The sequence below is a fragment of the Streptococcus sp. DFI.7.26 genome (genome assembly GCF_022240605.1).
GTDB lineage: Bacteria > Bacillota > Bacilli > Lactobacillales > Streptococcaceae > Streptococcus > Streptococcus xiaochunlingii.
This window is the reverse complement of record NZ_JAKOGN010000002.1, coordinates 25,299-49,216: the sequence shown is the minus strand read 5'-3', so window position 1 is coordinate 49,216 and position 23,918 is coordinate 25,299. Positions and strand designations below refer to the sequence as shown.

Here is a 23,918-nt window from a genome sequence, read left to right as displayed (position 1 = left end):
AAAAAAAGCTAGTAAAACACTTGCAATTTAGACGAAATTTGATAAAATAGTAAGGAAAGTTAGACTGTATTGCCTACTGTCTATCTATAAAATATATTTTATTGGAGGCTTTTACTCAAATGGCAAAAGAAAAATACGATCGTAGTAAACCACACGTTAACATTGGTACTATCGGACACGTTGACCACGGTAAAACTACCCTAACTGCAGCTATCACAACTGTTTTGGCACGTCGCTTGCCTTCATCAGTTAACCAACCTAAAGACTATGCGTCTATCGATGCTGCTCCAGAAGAACGCGAACGCGGTATCACTATCAACACTGCGCACGTTGAGTACGAAACTGAAAAACGTCACTACGCTCACATCGACGCTCCAGGACACGCGGACTACGTTAAAAACATGATCACTGGTGCCGCTCAAATGGACGGAGCTATCCTTGTAGTAGCTTCAACTGACGGACCAATGCCACAAACTCGTGAGCACATCCTTCTTTCACGTCAGGTTGGTGTTAAACACTTGATCGTCTTCATGAACAAAGTTGACTTGGTTGACGATGAAGAATTGCTTGAGTTGGTTGAAATGGAAATCCGTGACCTTCTTTCAGAATACGATTTCCCAGGTGATGACCTTCCAGTTATCCAAGGTTCAGCTCTTAAAGCTCTTGAAGGTGATGCTAAATACGAAGACATCATCATGGACTTGATGAACACTGTTGATGAGTACATCCCAGAACCAGAACGCGATACTGACAAGCCATTGCTTCTTCCAGTCGAAGACGTATTCTCAATCACTGGACGTGGTACTGTAGCATCAGGACGTATCGACCGTGGTATCGTTAAAGTCAACGACGAAATCGAAATCGTTGGTATTAAAGAAGAAATCCAAAAAGCGGTTGTTACTGGTGTTGAAATGTTCCGTAAACAACTTGACGAAGGTCTTGCAGGGGACAACGTTGGTGTGCTTCTTCGTGGTATCCAACGTGATGAAATCGAACGTGGACAAGTTATCGCTAAACCAGGTTCAATCAACCCACACACTAAATTTAAAGGTGAAGTTTACATCCTTTCTAAAGAAGAAGGTGGACGTCATACTCCATTCTTCAACAACTACCGTCCACAGTTCTACTTCCGTACAACTGACGTAACTGGATCTATCGAACTTCCAGCAGGTACTGAAATGGTAATGCCTGGTGATAACGTGACTATCGACGTTGAGTTGATCCACCCAATCGCCGTTGAACAAGGTACTACATTCTCTATCCGTGAAGGTGGACGTACTGTTGGTTCAGGTATGGTTACTGAAATCGAAGCTTAATTCGATCTAGTTCCCAGATTAACAATTATATAGACAGACAGAAAACCCCGTGAAGACGGGGTTTTTATTGTTTTAAAAAGTAAAAGAGTTTGTGCAACCTTTCATTATCACGAAAATTATGGTAAAATAGTTAGTATAAAATTAGAAAAACGAGGTATGTGAAATGTCACGTAAACCATTTATTGCTGGTAACTGGAAAATGAACAAAAACCCAGAAGAAGCAAAAGCATTTGTTGAAGCAGTAGCATCAAAACTTCCTTCATCTGATCTTGTTGAAGCTGGGATTGCAGCTCCTGCACTTGACTTGACAACTGTTCTTGCTGCTGCTAAAGGTTCAAACCTTAAAGTTGCTGCTCAAAACTGTTACTTTGAAAACGCTGGTGCCTTCACTGGTGAAACTAGCCCACAAGTTTTGAAAGAAATCGGTACGGACTACGTGGTAATCGGTCACTCAGAACGTCGTGATTACTTCCACGAAACAGACGAAGACATCAACAAAAAAGCAAAAGCTATCTTTGCTAATGGTTTGCTTCCAATCATCTGTTGTGGTGAAAGTCTTGAAACTTACGAAGCTGGTAAAGCGGCTGAATTCGTAGGTGCTCAAGTATCTGCTGCTTTGGCTGGTTTGACTCCTGAGCAAGTAGCTGCATCTGTTATCGCTTATGAGCCAATCTGGGCGATTGGTACTGGTAAATCTGCATCACAAGACGATGCACAAAAAATGTGTAAAGTGGTTCGTGACGTTGTAGCTGCTGACTTCGGTCAAGAAGTAGCTGACAAAGTACGTGTCCAATACGGTGGTTCAGTGAAACCTGAAAACGTTGCTGAATACATGGCTTGTCCAGACGTTGATGGAGCTCTTGTTGGTGGTGCATCACTTGATCCAGAAAGCTTCTTGGCATTGTTGAACTTCGTAAACTAATCGAACAAGAATAAGACGAGAGATTTCTCGTCTTTTTCTTGTATTAAAAGAGAGTGGGACAGAAATCGGTAATTCGTTAGAATTCGATTTCGTTGTCCCACCTCCGCACAGTTGAGTAGGGCTGTAAAAGCTGATGAAATCAGCGTATATAGCCCACTCAACCACTGCGTCTTGCTCGACAATCCAAAGACGATTGAGAGGCTAGGACTTCTTTTGTCCCAGCCTCTTTGTTTTTTATGAGCGTCCTAAGATTCGTTTGATCAGGGACAAGGCTTTGAATTTCAGAGGATTTGGGTAATAACGGAAGGTTCCCATCTTACGGACTACGTAGCCATTAAAGTTCTGTTTGAAACGAAGAACGCCGTCTGAGCCGTCGAAGACCCCTTGAATACCTAGGAAATTGTATAAGGTGATTCCTTTTTCTAGGGCACGCTTCATGGCATGGTATTGAATCAAGAAGGCTGCAGAGAATTTCTGGTATTTGGTATACGAACCGCCAAACAAATAGGTCACTTCTGATGGATTATAAATGATCAGGGCACAGGCCAAGGGCACTGTTTCAACTGTTTCGTTAGCCAAGGTTTCCCGGACAATTGTCTTTTGTTTCTCTAATTTTTGCAATTGTTGCTCATATTGTTTGGATGAAGGATTGAGCAAGGAAATCTTCTGGTCTAAATAAGCGAGTGCATCAGCTGTATTGATTTCAGCAATGAGAAATTCTGCCTTATCTCCAAAGGTATCATAGAGATCGTAGTAGTAGTTCAGACTCTTGTCTTCAAAGCCTTGACGTTTTCCAGTTTCCTCAATAATTTGTTTAAACTGAGGGATTTCCTCTCTCCTAATATTTCGAATGGAAATATCATAGTTGAGGGCAGTCGTGATATTCCGGCTACAGTTCTTATTGAAGGATTTTAGGAGAGATTTGGCATCGAAATTAGTGAGGTCCTTCAGATAATGCCAAACAGGCTCTCCTCCAGGATAGCCAACTTGTAAGCCATCAAATTGATAGCCAAGATCCAGTAATGATTGGAGAAGCTGTTTTTGCTCTTCTTCAGTCGGATTGCCATTGCTATCGAAAACTTGATAGTGGTCATAGGGTTTTAAAATGAATTCGATGCCACCATTTTCTTTTACATAAGCCTGTACTGCTTTGTAAAAATCTGGTAGGTAACGAGTATCTGTAACGATTGGCCCGCTATTGATTTCGAAATGCAGGCCTCCCGTCATAGGTAGGCTGTATAAAATGGCAGAGATAGCTAATGTTCCTTGCTCTTCCCATCCAATATAGTGAATGGTTGCGCCTCTTTTATGAAGCAAATCAGCCATTTCAATACTCTGTAAAAAAGAGTGATTGGAAGTAGTAAGAGAGTGTTGGTAAAAATCTTCCCTACTAATAATCTTGAATGTCATAGGTCACCTTACTGTTTATTTCTTAGTTTTTTTCGTAATTGATAGGCCTTGTTAACAAGGGGATATAGCATGCTAGTTGGGAGGTTGAATTCGCCAACAAATTCTTCGATCATTGGATTAAATTTTGACTTGAAGTGGTAGAGTCCTCCATCTAACTGGTTCTCAACTCCTCCCATATTTTGCCAAGTAGCTCCACGGTCAAAGGCATGCTGGGCTGTTTCATACCAAGTCAAAATAGCTGGTTGATAGCGGCGGAAGTTCTCATCCATTCCTGCGTAGACATTCTCTGAAGTGCCTCCAAATTCAAGAGTTAAAGTTCCAGAAAGAGAAACAATCTCTTGGCCTGCTTTTAGCTCTTGATGGAGAAATTGGATTTCTTCTTCTAAGCGTTCTTTTTCTTGACGGTTATTATCGATCTTGCCTGGTTTTGTTTTTTCGTTAAAACGACTAGCTTCGGCTTGGTTTTTTTCCAGCTGTTCTTTGAGTGAAGCAAGACGTTGAGCCAAGTTAATTCTTGATAGAGTGATATAAGATTGTCCTGCATAGGTTGTTAGCAGTTTCTCATAATAGTCTCTTCCACGAAGATGGATGCCTTTTCGTGCTTCTGTCTTTTTCATCAGAGCTGCAAATTCGTCTAAGAGTTCAGTGCCTCCAAAGATGACTTCGACACCTTTATTTCGAGCAGTCCGAATGGCTTGCTTGGTGGATTTGGACAGTTGGTCCTCAGTGAAGTATTCCTTGTAGATATTGGCCTGGAAACGTGGTTGAATAGTTTCTCCCATGTCTTCTGTCCGTCCAACCCATTCCGCTCCACATTCTTTTAAGGATTGGATAATCGCTAAAGTGGCCTCTTGATCACTTGTTTCTTGGCCGATTAATCCTTTTCTTAGGAAAAGAGAGGGATCAAACTTGGCAAAGACAGCATGCTTGCTTTTAGCATAAGTTTTGATGGATTGGAGCATGAAGGCTACTAATTCGCTATTTTGGTAATCCATAATAGGTCCACGTGGGATATAGAGCATGGTAAAACCAAGTGGAAGTGGCTGGATTAAAATACTTGCGACAGCGACTAGTTTGTGATCTTGGTAAACGCCAAGGCGCTCATTGCCCCAGTTGTCCTTGATTTTTGCCCAATCGGCGCTCTGAAGCAAATTGGTTTGGGGGCTAGTTTTAACGAATTCATCATGTTCTTCGGCAGTAATGCCGATTTTGTAAGTATACATTAATGGAGTACCCACTTTCTAAGGGCGTAAGCAACACCCGACTCATCGTTGGATCGCGTAACAACTTTCGCAATCTTTTTTAATTCAGGACTAGCGTTGTCCATCGCGACTGGGAAGCCAGCAACTTCTAGCATGGCCTGGTCGTTTTCTTGATCGCCGACCGCCATCACTTGGTCTGGACTTAAGTGTAACTTAGACGCTAAGTGTAAGAGCGCCCGGCCTTTATCAACTGTTTTAGGCAAGATTTCAAGGTAAAAAGGTGCGGAACGCACAATCGTAAAACGGTCGTAAAAACTATCTGGAATAGAGGAGATGATTCCTTCTAAGACTTCCGGTTCGTCGACATACATACACTTGAGAACCGTATGCTGCTTCATTTCTTCTGGAGTCCGGTAGAAAAGATCAGAGTGGACCAATTTGGCTTCATGGACGGTATAGGTACCAATGTTACGATTAGCTGTATAAATGCCAGACTTGGTACTAGCGTGCATAGGAACAGCCAACTTACGAGCTAGCGCTTCAATATCCAAATAATCGTTGTAGGAGAGGTGTTCTTCATAGAGAGTTTCACCAGTGTGGGCGTCTTGAATCAGTCCCCCATTGAAGGTGATGACGAGGTCACCTGCTTGATCCAAATGAAGTTCCTCCAACAATCGAAGGACACCAGAACGAGGACGACCAGTTGCTAAGACAACATGAACCCCTTGAGCTTTGGCATCTTGGATAGCCTGGAAAACTTCGGGGGTTACTTGGCTGTCAGACGTTAAAAGGGTTCCATCGATATCCAAGGCAACAAGTTTAATGTTCATGTTTCTCTCCTGTGAAGGTATCGTTAATAATATAGGACTGGAATAATTGTAGTTGAGGTGTAAACAAGCTATTTTCAAGCAACATTTCTTTCGGGAAATAGAAGCGGTTATCCCCTTGTCTACTACCAGCTAAGGAAGCAACGATAGGAGAGAGTAAGGATAGCTCAGCTAATTTACCATCCTTTTGGATGATCTCAATTTGAGTACGAGGTTTTTCTGAATCTGGTCGGTAAACGTCGTAAGGAAGGTCAAAGTTTCGATGGATAGCTGTATAATAGATCGGATCAAAACCAACCTCTTGAATCAGTTGTTTGAGAGCAGCTAATTGTTTTTCATCCTTATCTTGAAAGAGAATGGATTTGAAAACCTTGCGATTGATAAAACGCTGGGCCAAATCAGAGAGAACAGAATCAGGACTCTCCATCCAAGATTGAAAATAGGTATTCATGACGCCGTCGTCCAAAGCCAAGTAATCGGCAAGGTTCACTTGGTGTTCAAAGAATGGAATCAAGCGAGGTGAAGTCGCGTGAAAGAACTCCTTGTGCGTAGCATAGAGATGACGTGCTCGCTTGAGTAGGTTTTGCAATAGGACTTCCATTGCTCTAGTGGCTGGGTGAAAGTAGACCTGCATATACATTTGGTAACGAGAAACAACATAATCTTCAACCGCATGCATCCCATTGACCTGAAAGGCAATCCCATTTTCTACTGGACGAATAACACGCAATATACGAGTTAAATCAAAGTTTCCGTAGGAAGCTCCAGTAAAGTAGGCGTCTCGAAGAAGGTAATCCATGCGATCGACATCAATCTGACTAGAAATTAACTGCACCACTTGTTTATTAGGGTAGGTGTGGTCGATAACACTGGCTACCTTTTGAGGGAAATCTGGAGCTACTTGAATTAAAATCTGGTAGATTTCCGTTTCAGGACAGGTAATGATTTCCTGGGTCATTTTTTCATGATCTGTATCAAATAGTCCTTCAAAGGTATGTGAATAGGCCCCATGTCCAATGTCATGGAGCAAGGCGGCAACCATGGTAAGGAGGGATTCACTCGAGTCCCATTGGTCGGTGTATTTCTCATCAAAGATAGATAAGATACGACGAGCAATTTCGTAGGCTCCTAGACAGTGCGAAAAACGACTATGCTCGCCCCCATGAAAGGTAAACCCAGAGGTTCCCAACTGTTTGATGCGACGTAGTCGTTGAAATTCTTTTGTATTAATGAGCTTGTAAATGACTGGGTGATCCACGTGGATATAGTTGTGCACGGGATCCCGAAATACTTTTTCATTCATGCCTCTATTATAGCAGAAAACGGCCTAAATTGGTATCGAGAGATGGTTGCAATAGGAAAAAGAAAGAAGTTTTTGGTAAAATAAAGGAAAGAGGGAAAGGATGGGAACTTTTGAAAATTAGAATACAAAATCAGATTCAATTTGATGATCAACTCGAAGTGATGGATCAATATTACGAAGGGGAATGGAAGGAAAAGGGTGGCTATCACTATCTGCTTTACGTCAACGAAGAAGGAGAAAAAGTCGCTTTGAAATTTCATGATCAAGAATTGACCATGACGCGCTTTTCAACGCCAAAATCTATCATGAAATTTATGGCTTCAGAGAAAGGCCATGCGCTCATTCCGACTCCCCTAGGTATGCAGCAATTTGTGATTGATACCAAGGAATATACATTGGAGCAAAATAAGCTTGGTTTGTCCTATCAGTTATTGACGGCGGATGAAAGTCAACAGTTTGCGACCTATCGCTTAGAATTAACATGGGAAGACTAGTTTATCAGTAGTTTTTCTTGATTTTTTCATGAGTTGTGGTATAATGAAACCACTCAAGGGAGTAGCTGGCGGTTAACCGCGATAGTGTCGTCATTACGAATTATTTCCGGCACTATATTAAACAGCGAGACTTGTTTTTTTAAAAAACAGGTCTCTTTTTTTGTAAAAAGAGGCCAAAAAGGAGGAGACTGTTTTGTCAAAAGAACAAAATAAAGACTTGTTTTACACACAAACCTCAGAAGAAGTCCTAAAGAACTTGGACTCATCGATCGAAGGTTTGTCAACTGCTCAAGCTCAAGAACGCTTAGCGACTTATGGTCGTAATGAGTTGGAAGAGGGTGAGAAACGTAGCCTACTAGCTAAATTCCTTGATCAATTTAAGGATTTGATGATTATCATCTTGCTTGCGGCAGCAGCACTTTCTGTGATTACAGAAGGAATGGACGGTCTAACGGATGCTATTATCATCTTGGCCGTTGTTGTCTTGAATGCTGCCTTTGGGGTTTACCAAGAAGGGCAAGCAGAAGCAGCCATTGAAGCTCTGAAAAATATGTCTAGCCCCATGGCCCGTGTTCGTCGTGATGGTCATGTCATTGAGATTGACTCGAAAGAACTAGTACCTGGGGACATCGTCTTACTTGAAGCAGGAGATGTCGTTCCAGCTGATATGCGCTTGTTTGAAGCAGCTTCTCTTAAAATCGAAGAAGCAGCCCTTACAGGGGAATCTGTCCCAGTTGAAAAAGATGTGACAGGACTTGTTGAAGCAGATGCTGGTATCGGTGATCGTGTCAATATGGGTTACCAAAACTCAAACGTAACTTACGGTCGTGGTATTGGCGTCGTGACTAACACTGGTATGTATACTGAAGTTGGTAAGATTGCGGATATGTTGGCTAATGCCGATGAGACAGAAACACCATTGAAGCAAAGCTTGGAACAATTATCTAAAGCCTTGACTTACTTAATCGTTGTGATTGCGATTATCACTTTCTTGGTTGGTGTATTCGTTCGTGGTGAACATCCGTTGGAAGGCTTGATGGTTGCGGTAGCCCTTGCGGTTGCGGCGATTCCAGAAGGTCTTCCTGCCATTGTAACCATCGTTCTCTCTTTGGGAACAACAACCCTTGCCAAACGTAATTCGATTGTCCGCAAATTGCCAGCGGTTGAAACGCTTGGTTCAACAGAAATCATCGCATCTGATAAAACAGGTACTTTGACCATGAACCAAATGACGGTTGAAAAAGTTTATACCAATGGTCAATTGCAAAGCTCTGCAGCTGAGATTGCTGCAAACAACAATACTCTTCGCATCATGAACTTTGCCAACGATACCAAGGTGGACCCATCTGGTAAATTGATTGGGGACCCAACTGAGACAGCTCTTGTTCAGTTTGGTTTGGACCACAACTTTGATGTCCGTGAAGCCTTGAAGGATGAGCCACGTGTGGCTGAATTGCCATTTGATTCAGACCGTAAGCTTATGTCAACCATCCATAAGGAAGCGGACGGTTCTTACTTTATCGCTGTTAAGGGTGCGCCTGACCAATTGCTCAAACGTGTGACGCGTATTGAAGTTAATGGGGAAGTTCGTTCCATCACAGAAGAAGACAAGAAAGCTATTCTTGCAACCAACAAAGACTTGGCCAAACAAGCCCTTCGTGTCTTGATGATGGCTTATAAGACAAGCAAGGAAATCCCAACCTTGGAATCTGAAATTGTTGAGTCTGACCTCATCTTCTCTGGTTTGGTCGGCATGATTGACCCTGAGCGTCCAGAAGCTGCAGAAGCTGTACGTGTCGCTAAAGAAGCAGGTATCCGTCCGATCATGATTACGGGTGACCACCAAGATACAGCAGAAGCTATTGCCAAACGTCTTGGAATCATTGATCCAAATGATACAGAAGACCATGTCTTCACAGGTGCTGAGTTGAATGAACTCACTGATGAAGAATTCCAAAAAGTCTTCAAGCAATTCTCTGTATACGCACGTGTATCACCTGAACACAAGGTTCGGATCGTAAAAGCATGGCAAAAAGAAGGTAAAGTTGTTGCCATGACTGGTGACGGGGTTAACGATGCGCCATCGCTTAAAACAGCTGATATCGGTATCGGTATGGGGATTACAGGTACAGAGGTTTCTAAGGGTGCTTCTGACATGGTCCTTGCCGATGATAACTTCGCCACTATTATCGTAGCGGTAGAAGAAGGACGTAAGGTCTTCTCAAATATCCAAAAATCAATCCAATACCTCTTGTCTGCCAATATGGCTGAAGTTTTCACCATCTTCTTTGCAACATTGTTAGGTTGGGATGTGCTTCAACCAGTGCATTTGCTATGGATTAACCTGGTAACAGATACGCTACCAGCCATCGCCCTTGGTGTGGAACCAGCTGAACCAGGTGTCATGACCCACAAGCCTCGTGGCCGTAAGTCTAACTTCTTTGATGGCGGTGTCTTCGGAGCTATCATTTATCAAGGGATCTTCCAAACGATGCTAGTTTTAGGTGTTTATGGTTGGGCTCTTCTCTTCCCAGAGCACCAAAGTCATACTGAAATCCATGCGGATGCCCTTACCATGGCTTTTGCAACTCTCGGTTTGATCCAATTGCTCCATGCCTTTAACGTTAAGTCGGTTTACCAATCGATCTTTAAAGTGGGACTCTTTACCAACAAGACCTTTAACTGGTCTATCCCAGTTGCCTTTGTTCTCTTTGTGGTGACAATTTTGGTTCCTGGATTTAATAATCTCTTCCACGTGTCACATTTGAGTTTGACTCAATGGATGGTGGTCGCTGTAGGTGCCCTTATGATTGTAGTCCTTGTTGAGATTGTCAAAGCAATCCAACGAGCACTTGGAAAAGATAAAAACGCTATTTAAACGCATATCAAAAGTCATCTTCGGATGGCTTTTTTGTGTGCAGAGATGTCTGGGCATATTTCTTGAGCCCAGACTGGATTTTTGATAAACTAGACAACAGTTTGAAGAAAGGAAATTTATATTATGAAAAAGTTTTTTGCTGAAGTAATCGGCACATTTATGCTTGTCTTTATCGGGACTGGCGCGGTTGTTTTTGGAAATGGGACTGAAGGTCTTGGGCATTTAGGAATTGCCTTGGCATTTGGTTTGTCAATTGTCGCAGCTGCATACTCTATTGGGACTGTTTCTGGTGCTCACTTGAATCCTGCTGTTTCGATTGCTATGTTTGTCAACAAACGCTTGTCTTCAAAAGACTTAGTCAACTACATTGTAGCGCAAGTAGTAGGAGCTTTCCTTGCAACTGCTTCTGTCTTCTTCCTTTTGTCCAATTCCGGTATGGCAACCGCTAGTCTTGGTGAAAATGCCTTGGCTAAAGGAGTGACTCCATTTGGCGGTTTCTTGTTTGAAGTGATTGCGTCCTTTATCTTTATCTTGGTCATCATGACAGTGACATCAGCTTCTAAAGGAAACGGGAAAATCGCTGGTCTTGTGATCGGTTTGAGCTTGACCTTGATCATTCTTGTTGGTTTGAACATTACAGGTCTTTCTGTTAACCCAGCTCGTAGCTTGGCTCCTGCACTCTTTGTAGGTGGTGCAGCCCTCCAACAAATTTGGATCTTTATCCTTGCTCCAATCGTTGGTGGTGTCTTGGCAGCGCTTGTTGCAAAGAATCTCCTTGAAACTGAAGCTTAAGCTATTTTAACGAAAAAAAGATTTCGATTCCCTATGGGGTCGAAATCTTTTTCTTTTTAGCAGTCAAGGATGGTTAAAGCCTGACGAAATTCGCTTGCTAACTGCTGTCTTTTGTATTGATGAAATTCAGGTAAATTTTTCACAGCGTTGTAGCGTTTATGAAGACGATACATGTGAGGGATCTTGTACTGTGGATAGGCCTTGAAAAACTCTTCTGTCAGTTGCCATTCGCGAATATAGCCAAGAGGTCGCATGTGATAATGGATGTTATCGATGGCTCTGGAAGGATGGCGATGATGCAAGTGTCCGAAGACGACATCCGCTACCTCGTGCTTTACAAAGTGATCGTGAAAAGCTTGACTACCTAAGAAGGCATTAAATTTCTGAAAGTAGGGGTGGCTAACGAGAAAGTCCTTGTGGGGGACAAAGTGAAGAGCGACGATGATTCTACCATCTAAAGAAGCGAGGAGCTGATCTAATCGGAAGAGAACTTCTTGCGTGATCCTTGGATCATCTAAAGGACGTTCCAATCTTCGATCAAACCAGAAAGTATTCTTGGTACGCAAGTGGGCTTCCTTACTCTTTTCAGGGACAAAGCTATAATCGTACCATCCAGCAAGAGATACTAAATGGCTGTCCCCAAAGGTCTGGACCTGAAAATCATACTGCTTGATTTCTTCTTCTGAAAGAAATAGCATATCGTGATTGCCCAGGTTAAAGGAGACAGGAAGCTGTCTTTGGAGGTCCTGAATGAAGGGAAGGCTTATCTGTTTAAAGTCATTGGAAATGTCGCCAGCTAGATGAAGGTGATCAATTTGTTCTTCTTGTAGGACCTGATGGAGTTGCATGCGTTCGGTCTCGCCAAACTGATTGGAATCCAGGTGCAGGTCACTCATAAAACCAATACGTGTCATATCACTAGTGTATCATAAGTTGATAAGAAAAAGAAAGTTAACCAACATGTAACAAATCTAACAATTATGTAACAAAGAAGGTGACAACAGCTTGGTTCTATGCGATTTTTGTAAGGTAAACCATTCTTACTATCTCTTACTATGTGCAAATGACGGGGTTTGTGGTATAATAGACTGATACTTAGAAAGAGGTACTTATGGATATTTCAGAAATCCGTCAGAAAATTGACGCGAATCGTGAAAAATTAGCTTCTTTCAGGGGGTCTCTTTGACTTAGAGGGTCTGGAAGAAGAAATTGCCATTTTGGAAAACAAAATGACAGAACCTGATTTTTGGGATGATAATATTGCGGCGCAAAAAACATCCCAAGAATTAAATGAGTTGAAACAAACCTATGAGAATTTCCATCAAATGACAGACTTGTTTGATGAATCCGAAATCCTTCTTGAGTTTCTCTCTGAAGATGAATCCGTTCACGAAGAGCTAGAAGAGAAGTTGACAGAGTTGGATAAGATGATGACCAGTTATGAAATGACGCTTCTCTTATCAGAACCCTATGATAATAATAATGCAATCTTGGAAATCCATCCGGGCTCTGGTGGTACTGAGGCTCAGGACTGGGGAGATATGCTTCTTCGGATGTATACCCGCTTCGGAAATGCTCATGGCTTCAAGGTGGAAGTCTTGGACTACCAGGCAGGAGACGAGGCTGGGATTAAATCCGTTACCTTGTCTTTCGAAGGACCACATGCCTATGGCTTGTTGAAATCTGAAATGGGCGTTCACCGTTTGGTACGGATTTCGCCATTCGACTCAGCTAAACGTCGCCATACATCCTTCACGTCGGTTGAAGTGATGCCAGAATTGGATGATACCATTGAAGTGGAAGTCCGAGATGATGATATCAAGATGGATACCTTCCGTTCGGGTGGAGCTGGTGGACAAAATGTCAACAAGGTTTCTACAGGTGTTCGTTTGACCCACATCCCAACAGGGATTGTGGTGGCTTCGACGGTTGACCGGACTCAGTACGGAAACCGTGACCGTGCAATGAAAATGTTGCAGGCGAAACTTTATCAATTGGAGCAAGAAAAGAAGGCAGCTGAAGTGGACTCCTTAAAGGGTGATAAAAAAGAAATTACCTGGGGAAGTCAGATTCGCTCCTACGTCTTTACACCATATACCATGGTGAAGGATCACCGTACAAGCTATGAAGTGGCCCAAGTTGATAAAGTAATGGACGGAGATATTGATGGCTTTATTGATGCCTATTTAAAATGGCGTCTCAATTAAAGTCCTCCTTCTATATAAAATGTGGAAAGGAATTTTCAATACATGTCAATGATTGAAATGAAAGATGTTGTCAAAAAGTATGACAACGGAACGACAGCTCTTCGAGGAGTGACCGTTCATATTGAACCAGGAGAATTTGCCTATATTGTAGGACCTTCTGGTGCAGGTAAATCAACCTTTATTCGCTTGCTTTACCGTGAGGTGAAGCATGATAAAGGTAGCTTGAAAGTTGCTGGTTTTGATTTAGATAAAATCAAAAAACGTGATATTCCGATGTTGCGTCGGAACGTTGGGGTAGTCTTCCAAGACTACAAATTGCTTCCTAAAAAGACCGTTTATGAAAATATTGCCTACGCAATGGAAGTAATCGGAGAGCGTCGTCGCAACATTAAAAAACGCGTAATGGAAGTTTTAGACCTTGTTGGTTTGAAACACAAGGTTCGTTCATTCCCAAATGAGCTTTCAGGTGGTGAGCAACAACGGATCGCTATCGCGCGTGCCATCGTCAACAATCCTAAAGTATTGATTGCGGACGAACCAACAGGGAACTTGGACCCAGATAACTCTTGGGAAATTATGAACCTCTTAGAGCGAATTAATTTGCAAGGTACCACTGTTTTGATGGCGACTCATAATAGCCAAATTGTAAATACACTTCGTCACCGTGTTATCGCCATTGAAAATGGCCGTGTTGTACGGGATGAAGCGGAAGGAGAGTACGGATACGATGATTAGAAGATTTTTCCGCCATCTCATTGAATCATTTAAAAGTTTAAAACGGAATGGCTGGATGACCATTGCTGCGGTTAGTTCGGTGATGATTACACTTGGACTTGTAGCGATTTTTGCCTCAGTTATTGCGAATACGATCAAGCTATCAGATGATATTCAAAATAGTGTACGGATTGTTGTCTATATGCGCAAGGATATCCAAGATCAAAGCCAGCAGATCGAAAAAGAAGGCCAGATGGTTGATAATGAGGACTACAAGAAAGTCTATAATGCGTTGACAGCCATGAAGAATGTTGATAAAGTTGAGTTCTCTAGCAAGGAAGAACAATATGAAAACTTGATCAAGACTGCTGGTAACAACTGGAAAATTTTTGACGGGGATGCCAATCCACTCTATGATGCCTATTTTGTAGAGACAACTGCTCCTAAGTACGTAAAAGAAGTTTCTAAAGCCGCTAAGAAGATCGAAGGGGTATCTGAAGTAAAAGATGGGGGAGTTGATACTCAACGCCTCTTTGCTCTCGGAAACTTCATCCGTATTTGGGGCTTGATTGGTGCTGGTTTACTAATCTTTATCGCGGTCTTCTTGATTTCTAATACGATTCGGATTACCATTATTTCACGAAGTCGAGAAATCAAGATTATGCGTCTGGTTGGTGCTAAGAGTGGCTATATTCGTGCGCCATTCCTTTTGGAAGGTGCCTGGATTGGCTTGATTGGTGCAATTCCACCAGCTCTCTTGCTTTATTATGTCTATAATATTGTCTACAAGTCTATGTACAATACTCTACAAGATCAGAAATTGTTCTTATATAGTCCAAACCTTCTTGTTCCGATTATGGTCGGAGGACTGTTTGGTCTCGGTATTTTAATTGGAGCGATTGGCTCTTCTATTTCAATGAGACGTTTCTTGAAGATTTAAGAATATACAAAAAAGGAAGTTCATCTGAACTTCCTTTTTTATCGATTTCGAAAGAAGGGATTAAACATTTTTTCATGACCTATAGTGGTATCATTCCCATGTCCTGGGTATACTGCATAAGAGGATGGAAGAGTGAGCAATTGTGTCTCAATACTTTCAAGGAGTTGGGGTCCACTTCCTGTCGGCAAATCAGTCCGTCCAATAGTTTCTCGGAAAAGGGCATCTCCTGTCAAGACAAGGTGGTCATCAGGAAAGACCAAGGAGACCCCTCCGATGGAATGTCCAGGTGTGTGAAGGACATAAAAATGGAAGTTTTTTAATTGATAATCTGTTCGGTAGTCAAAATGCTCTTCGGCTGGCTGGCAGACTACATCCATTAAATCAGAATGGCGGTCTAAACCAGAAAGATTGTCCACAGGACTTTGAAGCCAAGCTGCTTCATGAGCATCTACATAAACAGGTGGATGGCCATAAGTTTCCCGCACCTTCTCTAAACTCATGATATGGTCGTAGTGGGTATGGGTGAGGAGAATAGCAGCAATTGGTTTTGCGAGTTGATCGATGCGGCTGCGAATTTGATCCCAAGCACTCCCGGGATCAACGACCAGAAGATAGTCCTCGTTTTCAAGCAAGTAGGTGTTTTCATAAGCGATGGGATTGACAATGCGGTGGATTTTCATAAGAGCTCCTTTCTCTATTAGTCTATCAAAAATATTGTAAAATAGCTGACTAAAACGCCTCTAGAAACCGAAGAATCGTCCCTTGGCTGGATTTGGCCCTTTCAATGTCATAAAATACCAAGCAAAGCGAGTCGGAAAATGATATAATTTTAAGTGCTATGACAACGAATGTTAAAAGAAAATATGCTGTCGTGGACCTGGAAGCAACCAGTGCAAGCAGCAATGCAAAAATTATTCAAATCGGGATTGTCATCATTCAAGATGGGCAGATTGTAGAGACCTATGAGACTTATGTCAACCCCCATGAGGAACTAGACGAACATATTCGCCAACTGACTGGGATTACCAATCAGCAACTCAGGAAGGCCCCTGACTTTTCACAGGTGGCCAGACAAGCATACGAACTGATTGAAGATGCTGTCTTTGTGGCTCATAATGTCAAATTTGATGCCAATCTCTTGGCAGAATCATTGTTTTGGGAAGGCTTTGAGCTCATAACCCCCCGGATCGATACGGTTGAATTGGCCCAAGTCTTTTTCCCAACCCTAGAAAGATATAATTTAAGTAGCCTGTGTGAAGAATTTGCGATTACTCTAGACCATGCTCACTCAGCTATTTCTGATGCGCAAGCAACCGCCCAGCTATTTCTTAAGCTTCGTGAAACGATTGCTTCCTTACCGAGGGAATTGGTGGAAACCTTGCTATCATTTTCTGATAATCTGATTTACGAGTCGAGACTCTTGATAGAGGATGCATTCGAGGATGCGGGAGCTTTTCATAAAGAGGACTTGACATCTCACCATGGGATTTTTCTTCGTAAGCCTCTGATCAAAAGAGATGCCAAGAATTTTTCTGATCAGTTTGATATTAATATCCAGTTAATGGGCATGGAACCCCGTCCCTTGCAGCAAGAGTTTGCCCAGTCAATTGAAGAAAGTCTTCAGTCTTCAAGAGAAGTAGCAACCTTTATCGAGGGACCTACTGGGATTGGAAAAACCTATGGCTACCTCCTTCCCTTACTAGCGCATACAAGGGACCAGATTGTTGTCAGTGTTCCAACCAAGGTCTTACAAGACCAAATCATGCAACAGGAAGCTAAGACGATTGAGGACGTTTTTCAGACATCTTTTCATAGCCTAAAGAGTCCTCAAAATTATCTAAAACTGGATGAGTTCTTTCGAATCTTGCATGAACCAGAGGAAAATCGCCTCTGGAATCGGTTCAAAATGCAATTGCTAGTCTGGCTGACCCAAACAAGGACGGGTGATCTAAACGAAGTAGGGCAGCTCCATCGTTACGGGAATTTTGTTCAACGAATCCGTCATGATGGGAAGCTATCAAAAAAATCTTTATTTTACACAGAAGATTTTTGGCGTCTCGGTCAAGAAAAAGCCAAAATGAGTCGAGTCTTGCTCACCAATCATGCCTATTTATTGACTCGATTAGAGGATGATCCTTCTCTAGTAGAAAATCGGACTCTAGTGGTGGATGAAGCACAAAAACTTTATTTTTCATTGGAGCAGTTTTCAAGGGCTTCCTTATCCTTATCGGATTTCATGCTAGATCTGCAACGGGAGATTGAAATAGAAAAATCCTTGTTGAAACGACGGATCCTTGAAAGTCTCCAATTTGAATTGAATGCTCTACTCAAACATCTTGAATCGGGTAGCAGAAAGGTCGAACTAACACCGGAACAGGTGAAAAAAATTCGCCAGGATTTATCTGAACTAGATAGTCCAGTCTTGGCTGCATTAAAAACGGTCTTTGATCCTCGTTTTCAAATTTTTTGGATTGATCGTACACAAGAGAATCAGCATCCGATAATTCGCTTGCAGTCTGGAAGAGAGGGCTTGGTTTCCCTTCAAGACTTTATTCCAACAACTACCAGACTTCTCTTGGTCTCAGCTACCTTATCCATTAGTAAAAAGGTCAATCTAGCCTCGATTTTAGGAATTGAGAATTACCAATTCATTGGGAAAGAACTGTCCTATCATCAAGGGCAAACCATCTTCATCGATCGAGAATTTCCTGATTTGACCAATTTGACGCAAGAGGAATTAGCTGGCTCTTTAGCAAGTTATTTGGATGATCTAGCAGGTACTGGCTTGCCTCTCTTTGCCTTGTTCACTTCCAAGGACTTGCTTTTAGCAACTTCTCAGCTGATGACAGTGGGTCATCTGGCTCAGTATAAGAATGGTGAAGCAGCAACTATTAAACGCCGATTTGATAGAGGGGAAGCTTCCGTCCTTTTAGGATCCGGTAGTTTTTGGGAAGGGGTCGATTTTGCCCAGCAAGCAAAAATCATTCAAGTCATTCCTCGCATTCCTTTTGATAATCCAAGTGATTTCTTCGTGCAAAAACTGCACGAAACCTTGCGTCTAGAAGGGAAAAATCCTTTCTATGATTATAGTTTGCCACTAGCTATCTTACGCTTGAAGCAGGCTCTTGGACGCTCGAGTCGTTCGAGCGAGCAAGAATCTCTGGTCATTTTATTAGATCAACGCTTATTAAATCGTCAATATGGTTCGCAGATTCAAGCTAGTTTAGAGAAAATAGCTCCTCTTGTCATTGCTAAGACAGGAGAAGTAAAAGAAGTTGTTGAACAATTTAGGAGTTAACATGAATCAAAAACCCAATGGAACTCAGTATGTTCCCGGTGTCTTGCTAGCCGCTCTCACAGCAGGACTATCTATGGTGTTAGGAAAAGCAGTACCTATCCTTGGCTCTAGTCTCTTTGCTATCCTATGTGGGATTCTCTTGAATGCTAGTCAACTCTTGCCTCAAAATAGCAGGCCGGGACTAGCCTATTCAGGGAAAAAACTCTTGCAATATTCCATTATCTTGATGGGCTTTACCATGTCTTTTCAAAAGGTGACCCAATTGGGACTATCTTCTTTGGTCATTAGTCTACCGACCATCAGTATTGCCTTTTTCTCTGCTTTTGCAATGGGCTACCTCTTAAAAGCTCCGAAGATCTTAACAGCCTTGGTTGGAATGGGGACAGCTATTTGTGGAGGTTCTGCAATCGCGGCAGCCTCTCCTGTTCTAGAAGCTGATGAAAATGACATTGCTCTGTCCATGTCGACCATCTTTTTCTTTAATATCCTAGCGGTTTTCCTTTTTCCTTTCTTTGGTCACCTCCTTGCTATGACGGATCGGCAATTTGGTTTTTGGGCAGGAACGGCCATTAATGATACCTCATCTGTTGTAGCGGCCGCATTTTCCTATAGTAAAGCAGCGGGTGAAGTGGCTACGGTTGTGAAGTTGACCCGAGCTTTGATGATAATTCCAATCTGTTTTGGGATGTTGGGACTAAAACTTCTAGGACGGTCGAAACAGGATCGAGAAGGGAAGCAAGTGAAATTGAGTAAAATTGTTCCTTGGTTTATTTTTTACTTCCTTTTGGCTTCTTTAGTGACGTCCTTTGGCTGGTTTCCAAGTTCTTGGATTCCCTTCTGTAAATGGTTGTCACAATATTTGATGGCCATGGCCTTGGTTGGCATTGGAAGTCAAGTATCTATTCAGGCCTTCCGTAAGCAGGGGGTGGCTCCTCTCCTCATCGGCCTTGTGGCCTGGCTAGCTGTATCCATTTCTAGTTTGCTACTTCAACATGTTTTAGAAATTTAAATGAAAGGGAGATGAAATGAAGAGACGTCTGTCTTTCAAACTTAGAGGAGATTTCTCCTTGATCACCACTGTTTTGTTATTATTAGCATTTGGTGTGGTGGCAGTCTACATTGCAGTTTCGAATGATTATCCTGACTTGGTTTGGTCTATTTTAGGCCAACAGGTTGCCTGGATTGTTTTAGGATGTATGATTAGTTTTGTCGTTATGCTCTTTAATACAGAATTTTTATGGAAAGTAACGCCCTATTTGTATGTCTTTGGCTTGGTCTTAATGGTCTTGCCCCTTTATTTTTACAACCCAAACCTGGTTGCTTCGACCGGTTCTAAAAACTGGGTGGCCTACAAGGGGATCAGCCTCTTTCAGCCATCAGAATTTATGAAAATTTCTTATATTTTGATGGTCTCTCGTGCGATTGTTCATTTTTTACGAAACAATAGGGAAGAAAATCGGACGCTAAAAAAAGACTTTTTTCTCATTCTCCAAATTGCTGCCTATACCATACCGGTCCTAGGGCTTCTAGCCTTTCAACATGATTTTGGAACCTCCTTGGTATTTATGGCTATCTTCTCAGGAGTAGTCCTTATTTCAGGGGTCTCTTGGAAAATCATATTACCAGTCTTTTTGACCCTCGCAGGTGGAATTGCTCTCTTTTTGGCCGTCTTTCTATCCGACGGTGGGCGGGCCTTTCTCCATCAAACTCTGGGGATGCCCACCTATCAGATGAATCGCATTTTAGCCTGGTTGAATCCTTTTGATTATGCACAAACCATGACCTTCCAACAGGCTCAGGGACAGCTGGCCATTGCCAGCGGTGGTCTATTGGGGCAAGGTTTTAATGTATCTAATCTGTTAATCCCGGTCAGGGAGAGTGATATGATTTTTACGGTCATCGCGGAAGATTTTGGATTTGTAGGAGGACTGTGCCTCCTTCTCTTATACATGTTTCTAGTTTATAAGATGTTGCGCATTACCCTGAAATCCAATAATCAATTTTACACCTATATCTCAACTGGTTTCATCATGATGCTGGTCTTCCACATATTTGAGAATATTGGGGCTGTAACGGGGATCTTGCCTCTCACTGGAATTCCCTTGCCATTTATCTCACAAGGAGGATCCGCTATTGTGAGTAACCTTATTGGGATTGGTTTATTATTATCCATGAGCCATCAAAATAGGGTGAGTGAAGAACGGAAAAAAGAAAGTCGACTATTGAGACAGAAACAATTGAGTCGACTACACGAGAAAGGAATAATTTGATATGACAAAAGTAGCAGTGATGTTAGCAAATGGTTTCGAGGAAATCGAAGCCTTGACCGTTGTCGATGTTTTGCGAAGAGCAGCAATCGAGTGTTTGATGGTTGGATTTGATCCAGAAGTGACAGGTTCCCATGGGATCACAGTGAAGGTTGATGAGGTCTGGTCCGGTTCGTTGGATCATTTTGATGGCATTGTCCTTCCAGGAGGGATGCCGGGAGCAGCAAATCTACGCGACCATGAGGGCTTGATCCAGTCTTTAAAAGAAGCCCATGAACGAGGAAAAACTCTAGCAGCTATTTGTGCAGCTCCGATTGTCTTGGATCGAGCTGGACTACTTGATGAAAAACGCTATACCTGCTATGATGGCTTTGAAAAAGAAATTGGAAGAGAGCATTATGTGAAAGAAGCAGTGGTCCAGGATGGTCACATTTTGACCAGTCGGGGTCCTGCAACAGCACTTGCTTTTTCCTATGCCCTGGTCAACCATTTTGGGGGAGATGCCACAGCATTGAGAGAAGGGATGCTCTATCAAGATGTTTTTGGAACATCGGCCCCATAGTTGTCGAGAAGAAAAATGAAGGTAGGAAAATTCCTGTCTTCATTTTTTTATAGGCTAGTTTTGTCAAAATATAAATGCTTTTTGAATGAAAGTAAAACAGGTGGGAGATGACTGTAAAAAAACCGTGAAAACATTGACTTTACAAGCAATTTTTTGAAAATTATGGTATAATTGGAGCTATGGATTATCATGATTTTATATGGGATCTTGGTGGGACTTTATTGGACAATTATGAGACCTCTACAAAAGCTTTTGTAGCGACCTTACAGTATTTCCAAAGGGAGGCTGATCATGATTCCGTTTATGCAGCTTTAAAGGTTTCCACGGATTATGCTGTTCAGCAGTTTGCCTCAGACCTTCCAGACTTTTTGGGAGAGTATAAACAGCGAGAGAAAGAAGCTCTTGAAATCCCCTGCTTATTCGAGGGGACTGAGGAGTTATTGCATCGTCTAACAGCTGTAGGAGCCCGTCATTTTTTGGTTTCTCACCGTGACCATCATGTAGAGACCATCTTAGAAAAAACAGGGATTCGTCATTACTTTACAGAAGTTGTGACTGCTGATGATGGTTTTCCACGTAAACCAGATCCTACGTCCATGTTGTATCTAAAAGACAAGTATGCGATTGAGTCTGGCTTGGTGATTGGAGATCGCCCAATCGATATCGAAGCTGGTCAGAGAGCTGGCATGGCGACCTATTTGTTCGACTCAATGGATCAATTAAGTGCCTATATTTTTAATTAGAAAAGGGAAAGAATGACAGAAGAATTGAAGCAAGAAACGACTGGTCAAGAATATGATGCCAGTCAAATTCAGGTTTTAGAAGGTTTAGAAGCAGTTCGGATGCGTCCGGGGATGTATATCGGATCCACTTCTAAAGAAGGTCTTCACCATTTGGTCTGGGAAATCGTCGATAACTCAATCGATGAGGCCCTTGCAGGCTTTGCTAGCCATATCGAAGTCTTTATCGAAGCGGACAATTCGATTACAGTCGTCGATGATGGACGGGGTATTCCGGTTGACATTCAAGAAAAAACGGGCCGTCCAGCGGTTGAGACTGTCTTTACCGTTCTCCATGCGGGAGGAAAATTTGGCGGTGGTGGTTACAAGGTTTCTGGTGGACTCCATGGAGTTGGATCATCCGTCGTAAATGCTTTGTCGACTCAGTTGGATGTGCACGTCCATAAGAATGGTCAAATTCATTACCAAGAATACAAACGTGGGCAAGTCGTTGCAGATCTTGAAGTGATCGGTGAAACTGATCGAACTGGTACAACTGTTCACTTTACTCCAGACCCAGAGATTTTCACAGAAACAACCGTCTTTGATTTTGACAAGTTGAACAAACGGATTCAAGAATTAGCCTTCTTGAACCGTGGCTTACGGATCTCGATCACGGACAAGCGTGAAGGGCAGGAGCAAACGAAAGATTACCACTATGAGGGTGGGATTGCTAGTTATGTAGAATACATCAACGAAAACAAGGATGTCATCTTTGAAACTCCGATTTATACCGATGGAGAATTGGATGATATCACGGTTGAAGTAGCCATGCAGTACACGACTGGTTATCACGAAACTGTCATGAGTTTTGCCAATAATATCCATACCCATGAAGGGGGGACTCATGAACAAGGTTTCCGTACAGCTTTGACCCGTGTTATCAACGACTATGCGCGTAAGAATAAGCTTCTCAAGGACAATGAAGAAAATCTAACAGGGGAAGATGTCCGGGAAGGGTTGACAGCAGTGATTTCTGTCAAACACCCAAATCCACAGTTTGAAGGACAAACCAAGACAAAACTTGGAAACTCTGAAGTGGTGAAGATTACCAACCGCTTGTTCAGCGATGCCTTCTCTGATTTCTTGTTGGAAAATCCGCAGATTGCTAAGAAAATTGTTGAAAAGGGAATTTTGGCTGCAAAAGCACGTGTTGCTGCTAAGCGCGCCCGTGAAGTCACCCGTAAGAAATCAGGTTTAGAAATCTCAAACCTTCCTGGTAAATTAGCAGACTGTTCATCTAACAATCCAGCTGAGACAGAACTCTTCATCGTCGAAGGAGACTCTGCCGGAGGATCTGCTAAATCAGGTCGAAACCGCGAATTCCAGGCAATTCTCCCTATTCGTGGGAAAATCCTCAACGTGGAAAAAGCCAGCATGGATAAGATTTTAGCCAATGAAGAAATTCGTAGTCTTTTCACAGCTATGGGAACCGGTTTTGGTGCAGAATTTGACGTATCGAAAGCCCGTTATCAAAAATTAGTCATCATGACAGATGCCGATGTCGATGGAGCTCATATTCGAACCCTCCTCTTAACCTTGATCTATCGCTATATGAAACCAGTTTTGGAGGCAGGCTATGTTTACATTGCCCAACCACCAATCTATGGTGTAAAAGTTGGTAGTGAGATCAAAGAATACATCCAGCCAGGAGCCAACCAAGAAGCTGAATTGGCTGAGGCTCTTGAACGTTATTCTGAAGGTCGTTCCAAACCAACGATTCAACGATACAAAGGTTTGGGTGAGATGGATGATCACCAGCTCTGGGAAACAACGATGAACCCAGAACACCGCCTCATGGCGCGTGTAACAGTTGATGATGCAGCAGAAGCAGATAAGATTTTTGATATGCTCATGGGAGATCGAGTAGAACCTCGCCGTGAATTTATCGAAGAAAATGCCGAATATAGTACACTTGATGTATAAAATTCTGCGATATTTGCCAATTATTCGAATATTTATGATATAATAACTACGATTACTTTCAAGTAATTTAATGAAGGAGTT

Annotated in this window: 20 protein-coding genes; 14 read left to right on the top strand and 6 right to left on the bottom strand. The window is 42.4% G+C overall.

Features of this window, described 5'->3' with window-relative positions:
- The first annotated feature begins 119 nt into the window (after window positions 1-119).
- Both tuf and tpiA read left to right on the top strand, forming a co-directional pair.
- The gene (tuf, locus tag L0M85_RS02815) at window positions 120-1,316 is read left to right on the top strand and encodes an elongation factor Tu (RefSeq protein ID WP_048689446.1); all 1,197 of its coding nucleotides are present in this window, start codon (window positions 120-122) and stop codon (window positions 1,314-1,316) included.
- Window positions 1,317-1,479: 163 nt separating this feature from the next.
- Window positions 1,480-2,238 (top strand): triose-phosphate isomerase, encoded by a 759-nt coding sequence (gene tpiA / locus L0M85_RS02810; RefSeq protein ID WP_006595928.1) that lies wholly within the window; start codon window positions 1,480-1,482, stop codon window positions 2,236-2,238.
- A gap of 234 nt (window positions 2,239-2,472) precedes the next feature.
- Here the strand turns inward: tpiA and L0M85_RS02805 are convergent, their stop codons facing one another.
- The 4 genes from L0M85_RS02805 to L0M85_RS02790 are packed head-to-tail and all read right to left on the bottom strand — an operon-like array spanning window position 2,473 to window position 6,980.
- Window positions 2,473-3,648, bottom strand: a complete 1,176-nt coding sequence (locus L0M85_RS02805; RefSeq protein WP_140814170.1) for an aminoacyltransferase — start codon at window positions 3,646-3,648, stop codon at window positions 2,473-2,475.
- A gap of 8 nt (window positions 3,649-3,656) precedes the next feature.
- Complete coding sequence (locus L0M85_RS02800; RefSeq protein WP_140814169.1) at window positions 3,657-4,871, bottom strand: aminoacyltransferase; 1,215 nt, start codon at window positions 4,869-4,871, stop codon at window positions 3,657-3,659.
- Complete coding sequence (yidA, locus tag L0M85_RS02795) at window positions 4,871-5,680, bottom strand: sugar-phosphatase (RefSeq protein WP_238656438.1); 810 nt, start codon at window positions 5,678-5,680, stop codon at window positions 4,871-4,873. Before yidA ends, L0M85_RS02800 begins: the two co-directional genes overlap by 1 nt.
- Window positions 5,670-6,980, bottom strand: a complete 1,311-nt coding sequence (locus L0M85_RS02790; protein ID WP_048688696.1) for an HD domain-containing protein — start codon at window positions 6,978-6,980, stop codon at window positions 5,670-5,672. The genes yidA and L0M85_RS02790 overlap by 11 nt, the downstream gene beginning before the upstream one ends.
- 110 nt (window positions 6,981-7,090) lie before the next feature.
- On the opposite strand from L0M85_RS02790, the gene L0M85_RS02785 reads away from it, so the two are divergent.
- The 3 genes from L0M85_RS02785 (at window position 7,091) to L0M85_RS02775 (ending at window position 11,144) form a co-directional block, all read left to right on the top strand.
- Window positions 7,091-7,474 carry a DUF1934 domain-containing protein gene (locus L0M85_RS02785; RefSeq protein ID WP_238656437.1) on the top strand — a complete coding sequence of 128 codons (384 nt, stop codon included), beginning with the start codon at window positions 7,091-7,093 and terminating at the stop codon, window positions 7,472-7,474.
- 193 nt (window positions 7,475-7,667) lie between these two features.
- Window positions 7,668-10,352 (top strand): cation-translocating P-type ATPase, encoded by a 2,685-nt coding sequence (locus L0M85_RS02780; RefSeq protein WP_238656436.1) that lies wholly within the window; start codon window positions 7,668-7,670, stop codon window positions 10,350-10,352.
- Window positions 10,353-10,475: 123 nt separating this feature from the next.
- Complete coding sequence (locus L0M85_RS02775; protein WP_048688708.1) at window positions 10,476-11,144, top strand: MIP family channel protein; 669 nt, start codon at window positions 10,476-10,478, stop codon at window positions 11,142-11,144.
- A 56-nt stretch (window positions 11,145-11,200) separates the two neighbouring features.
- On the opposite strand, the gene L0M85_RS02770 is transcribed toward L0M85_RS02775, so the two are convergent.
- Window positions 11,201-12,058, bottom strand: a complete 858-nt coding sequence (locus L0M85_RS02770) for a metallophosphoesterase (RefSeq protein WP_048688711.1) — start codon at window positions 12,056-12,058, stop codon at window positions 11,201-11,203.
- A 197-nt stretch (window positions 12,059-12,255) separates the two neighbouring features.
- Here L0M85_RS02770 and prfB point away from each other — a divergent pair.
- The 3 genes from prfB (at window position 12,256) to ftsX (ending at window position 15,005) form a co-directional block, all read left to right on the top strand.
- A protein-coding gene (gene prfB, locus L0M85_RS02765) for a peptide chain release factor 2 (protein ID WP_129821903.1) occupies window positions 12,256-13,351 on the top strand; the annotation gives its coding sequence in 2 pieces (ribosomal slippage) (window positions 12,256-12,327 and window positions 12,329-13,351; 1,095 coding nt in all).
- 42 nt (window positions 13,352-13,393) lie between these two features.
- On the top strand, window positions 13,394-14,086 hold the full coding sequence (gene ftsE, locus L0M85_RS02760; RefSeq protein WP_006595938.1) for a cell division ATP-binding protein FtsE: 693 nt from the start codon (window positions 13,394-13,396) through the stop codon (window positions 14,084-14,086).
- Complete coding sequence (gene ftsX / locus L0M85_RS02755) at window positions 14,079-15,005, top strand: permease-like cell division protein FtsX (protein ID WP_048789353.1); 927 nt, start codon at window positions 14,079-14,081, stop codon at window positions 15,003-15,005. The genes ftsE and ftsX overlap by 8 nt, the downstream gene beginning before the upstream one ends.
- Before the next feature lie 38 nt (window positions 15,006-15,043).
- Here the strand turns inward: ftsX and L0M85_RS02750 are convergent, their stop codons facing one another.
- Entirely contained in the window at window positions 15,044-15,685 is a 642-nt protein-coding gene (locus tag L0M85_RS02750) for an MBL fold metallo-hydrolase (protein ID WP_048789354.1), read from the bottom strand.
- 158 nt (window positions 15,686-15,843) lie between these two features.
- On the opposite strand from L0M85_RS02750, the gene L0M85_RS02745 reads away from it, so the two are divergent.
- The 6 genes from L0M85_RS02745 (at window position 15,844) to gyrB (ending at window position 23,837) form a co-directional block, all read left to right on the top strand.
- Window positions 15,844-18,303, top strand: a complete 2,460-nt coding sequence (locus L0M85_RS02745) for a bifunctional DnaQ family exonuclease/ATP-dependent helicase (protein ID WP_048789355.1) — start codon at window positions 15,844-15,846, stop codon at window positions 18,301-18,303.
- A 1-nt stretch (window position 18,304) separates the two neighbouring features.
- On the top strand, window positions 18,305-19,312 hold the full coding sequence (locus tag L0M85_RS02740; protein WP_048789356.1) for a YeiH family protein: 1,008 nt from the start codon (window positions 18,305-18,307) through the stop codon (window positions 19,310-19,312).
- Between the two features lie 16 nt (window positions 19,313-19,328).
- The gene (locus L0M85_RS02735; RefSeq protein ID WP_238656435.1) at window positions 19,329-20,573 is read left to right on the top strand and encodes an FtsW/RodA/SpoVE family cell cycle protein; all 1,245 of its coding nucleotides are present in this window, start codon (window positions 19,329-19,331) and stop codon (window positions 20,571-20,573) included.
- Window position 20,574: 1 nt separating this feature from the next.
- On the top strand, window positions 20,575-21,132 hold the full coding sequence (locus L0M85_RS02730; RefSeq protein WP_238656434.1) for a DJ-1 family glyoxalase III: 558 nt from the start codon (window positions 20,575-20,577) through the stop codon (window positions 21,130-21,132).
- A gap of 179 nt (window positions 21,133-21,311) precedes the next feature.
- Window positions 21,312-21,875, top strand: coding sequence for an HAD-IA family hydrolase (locus tag L0M85_RS02725; RefSeq protein WP_006595945.1), 564 nt, complete (start codon window positions 21,312-21,314; stop codon window positions 21,873-21,875).
- Window positions 21,876-21,887: 12 nt separating this feature from the next.
- On the top strand, window positions 21,888-23,837 hold the full coding sequence (gene gyrB / locus L0M85_RS02720) for a DNA topoisomerase (ATP-hydrolyzing) subunit B (protein ID WP_006595946.1): 1,950 nt from the start codon (window positions 21,888-21,890) through the stop codon (window positions 23,835-23,837).
- Window positions 23,838-23,918: the final 81 nt, after the last annotated feature.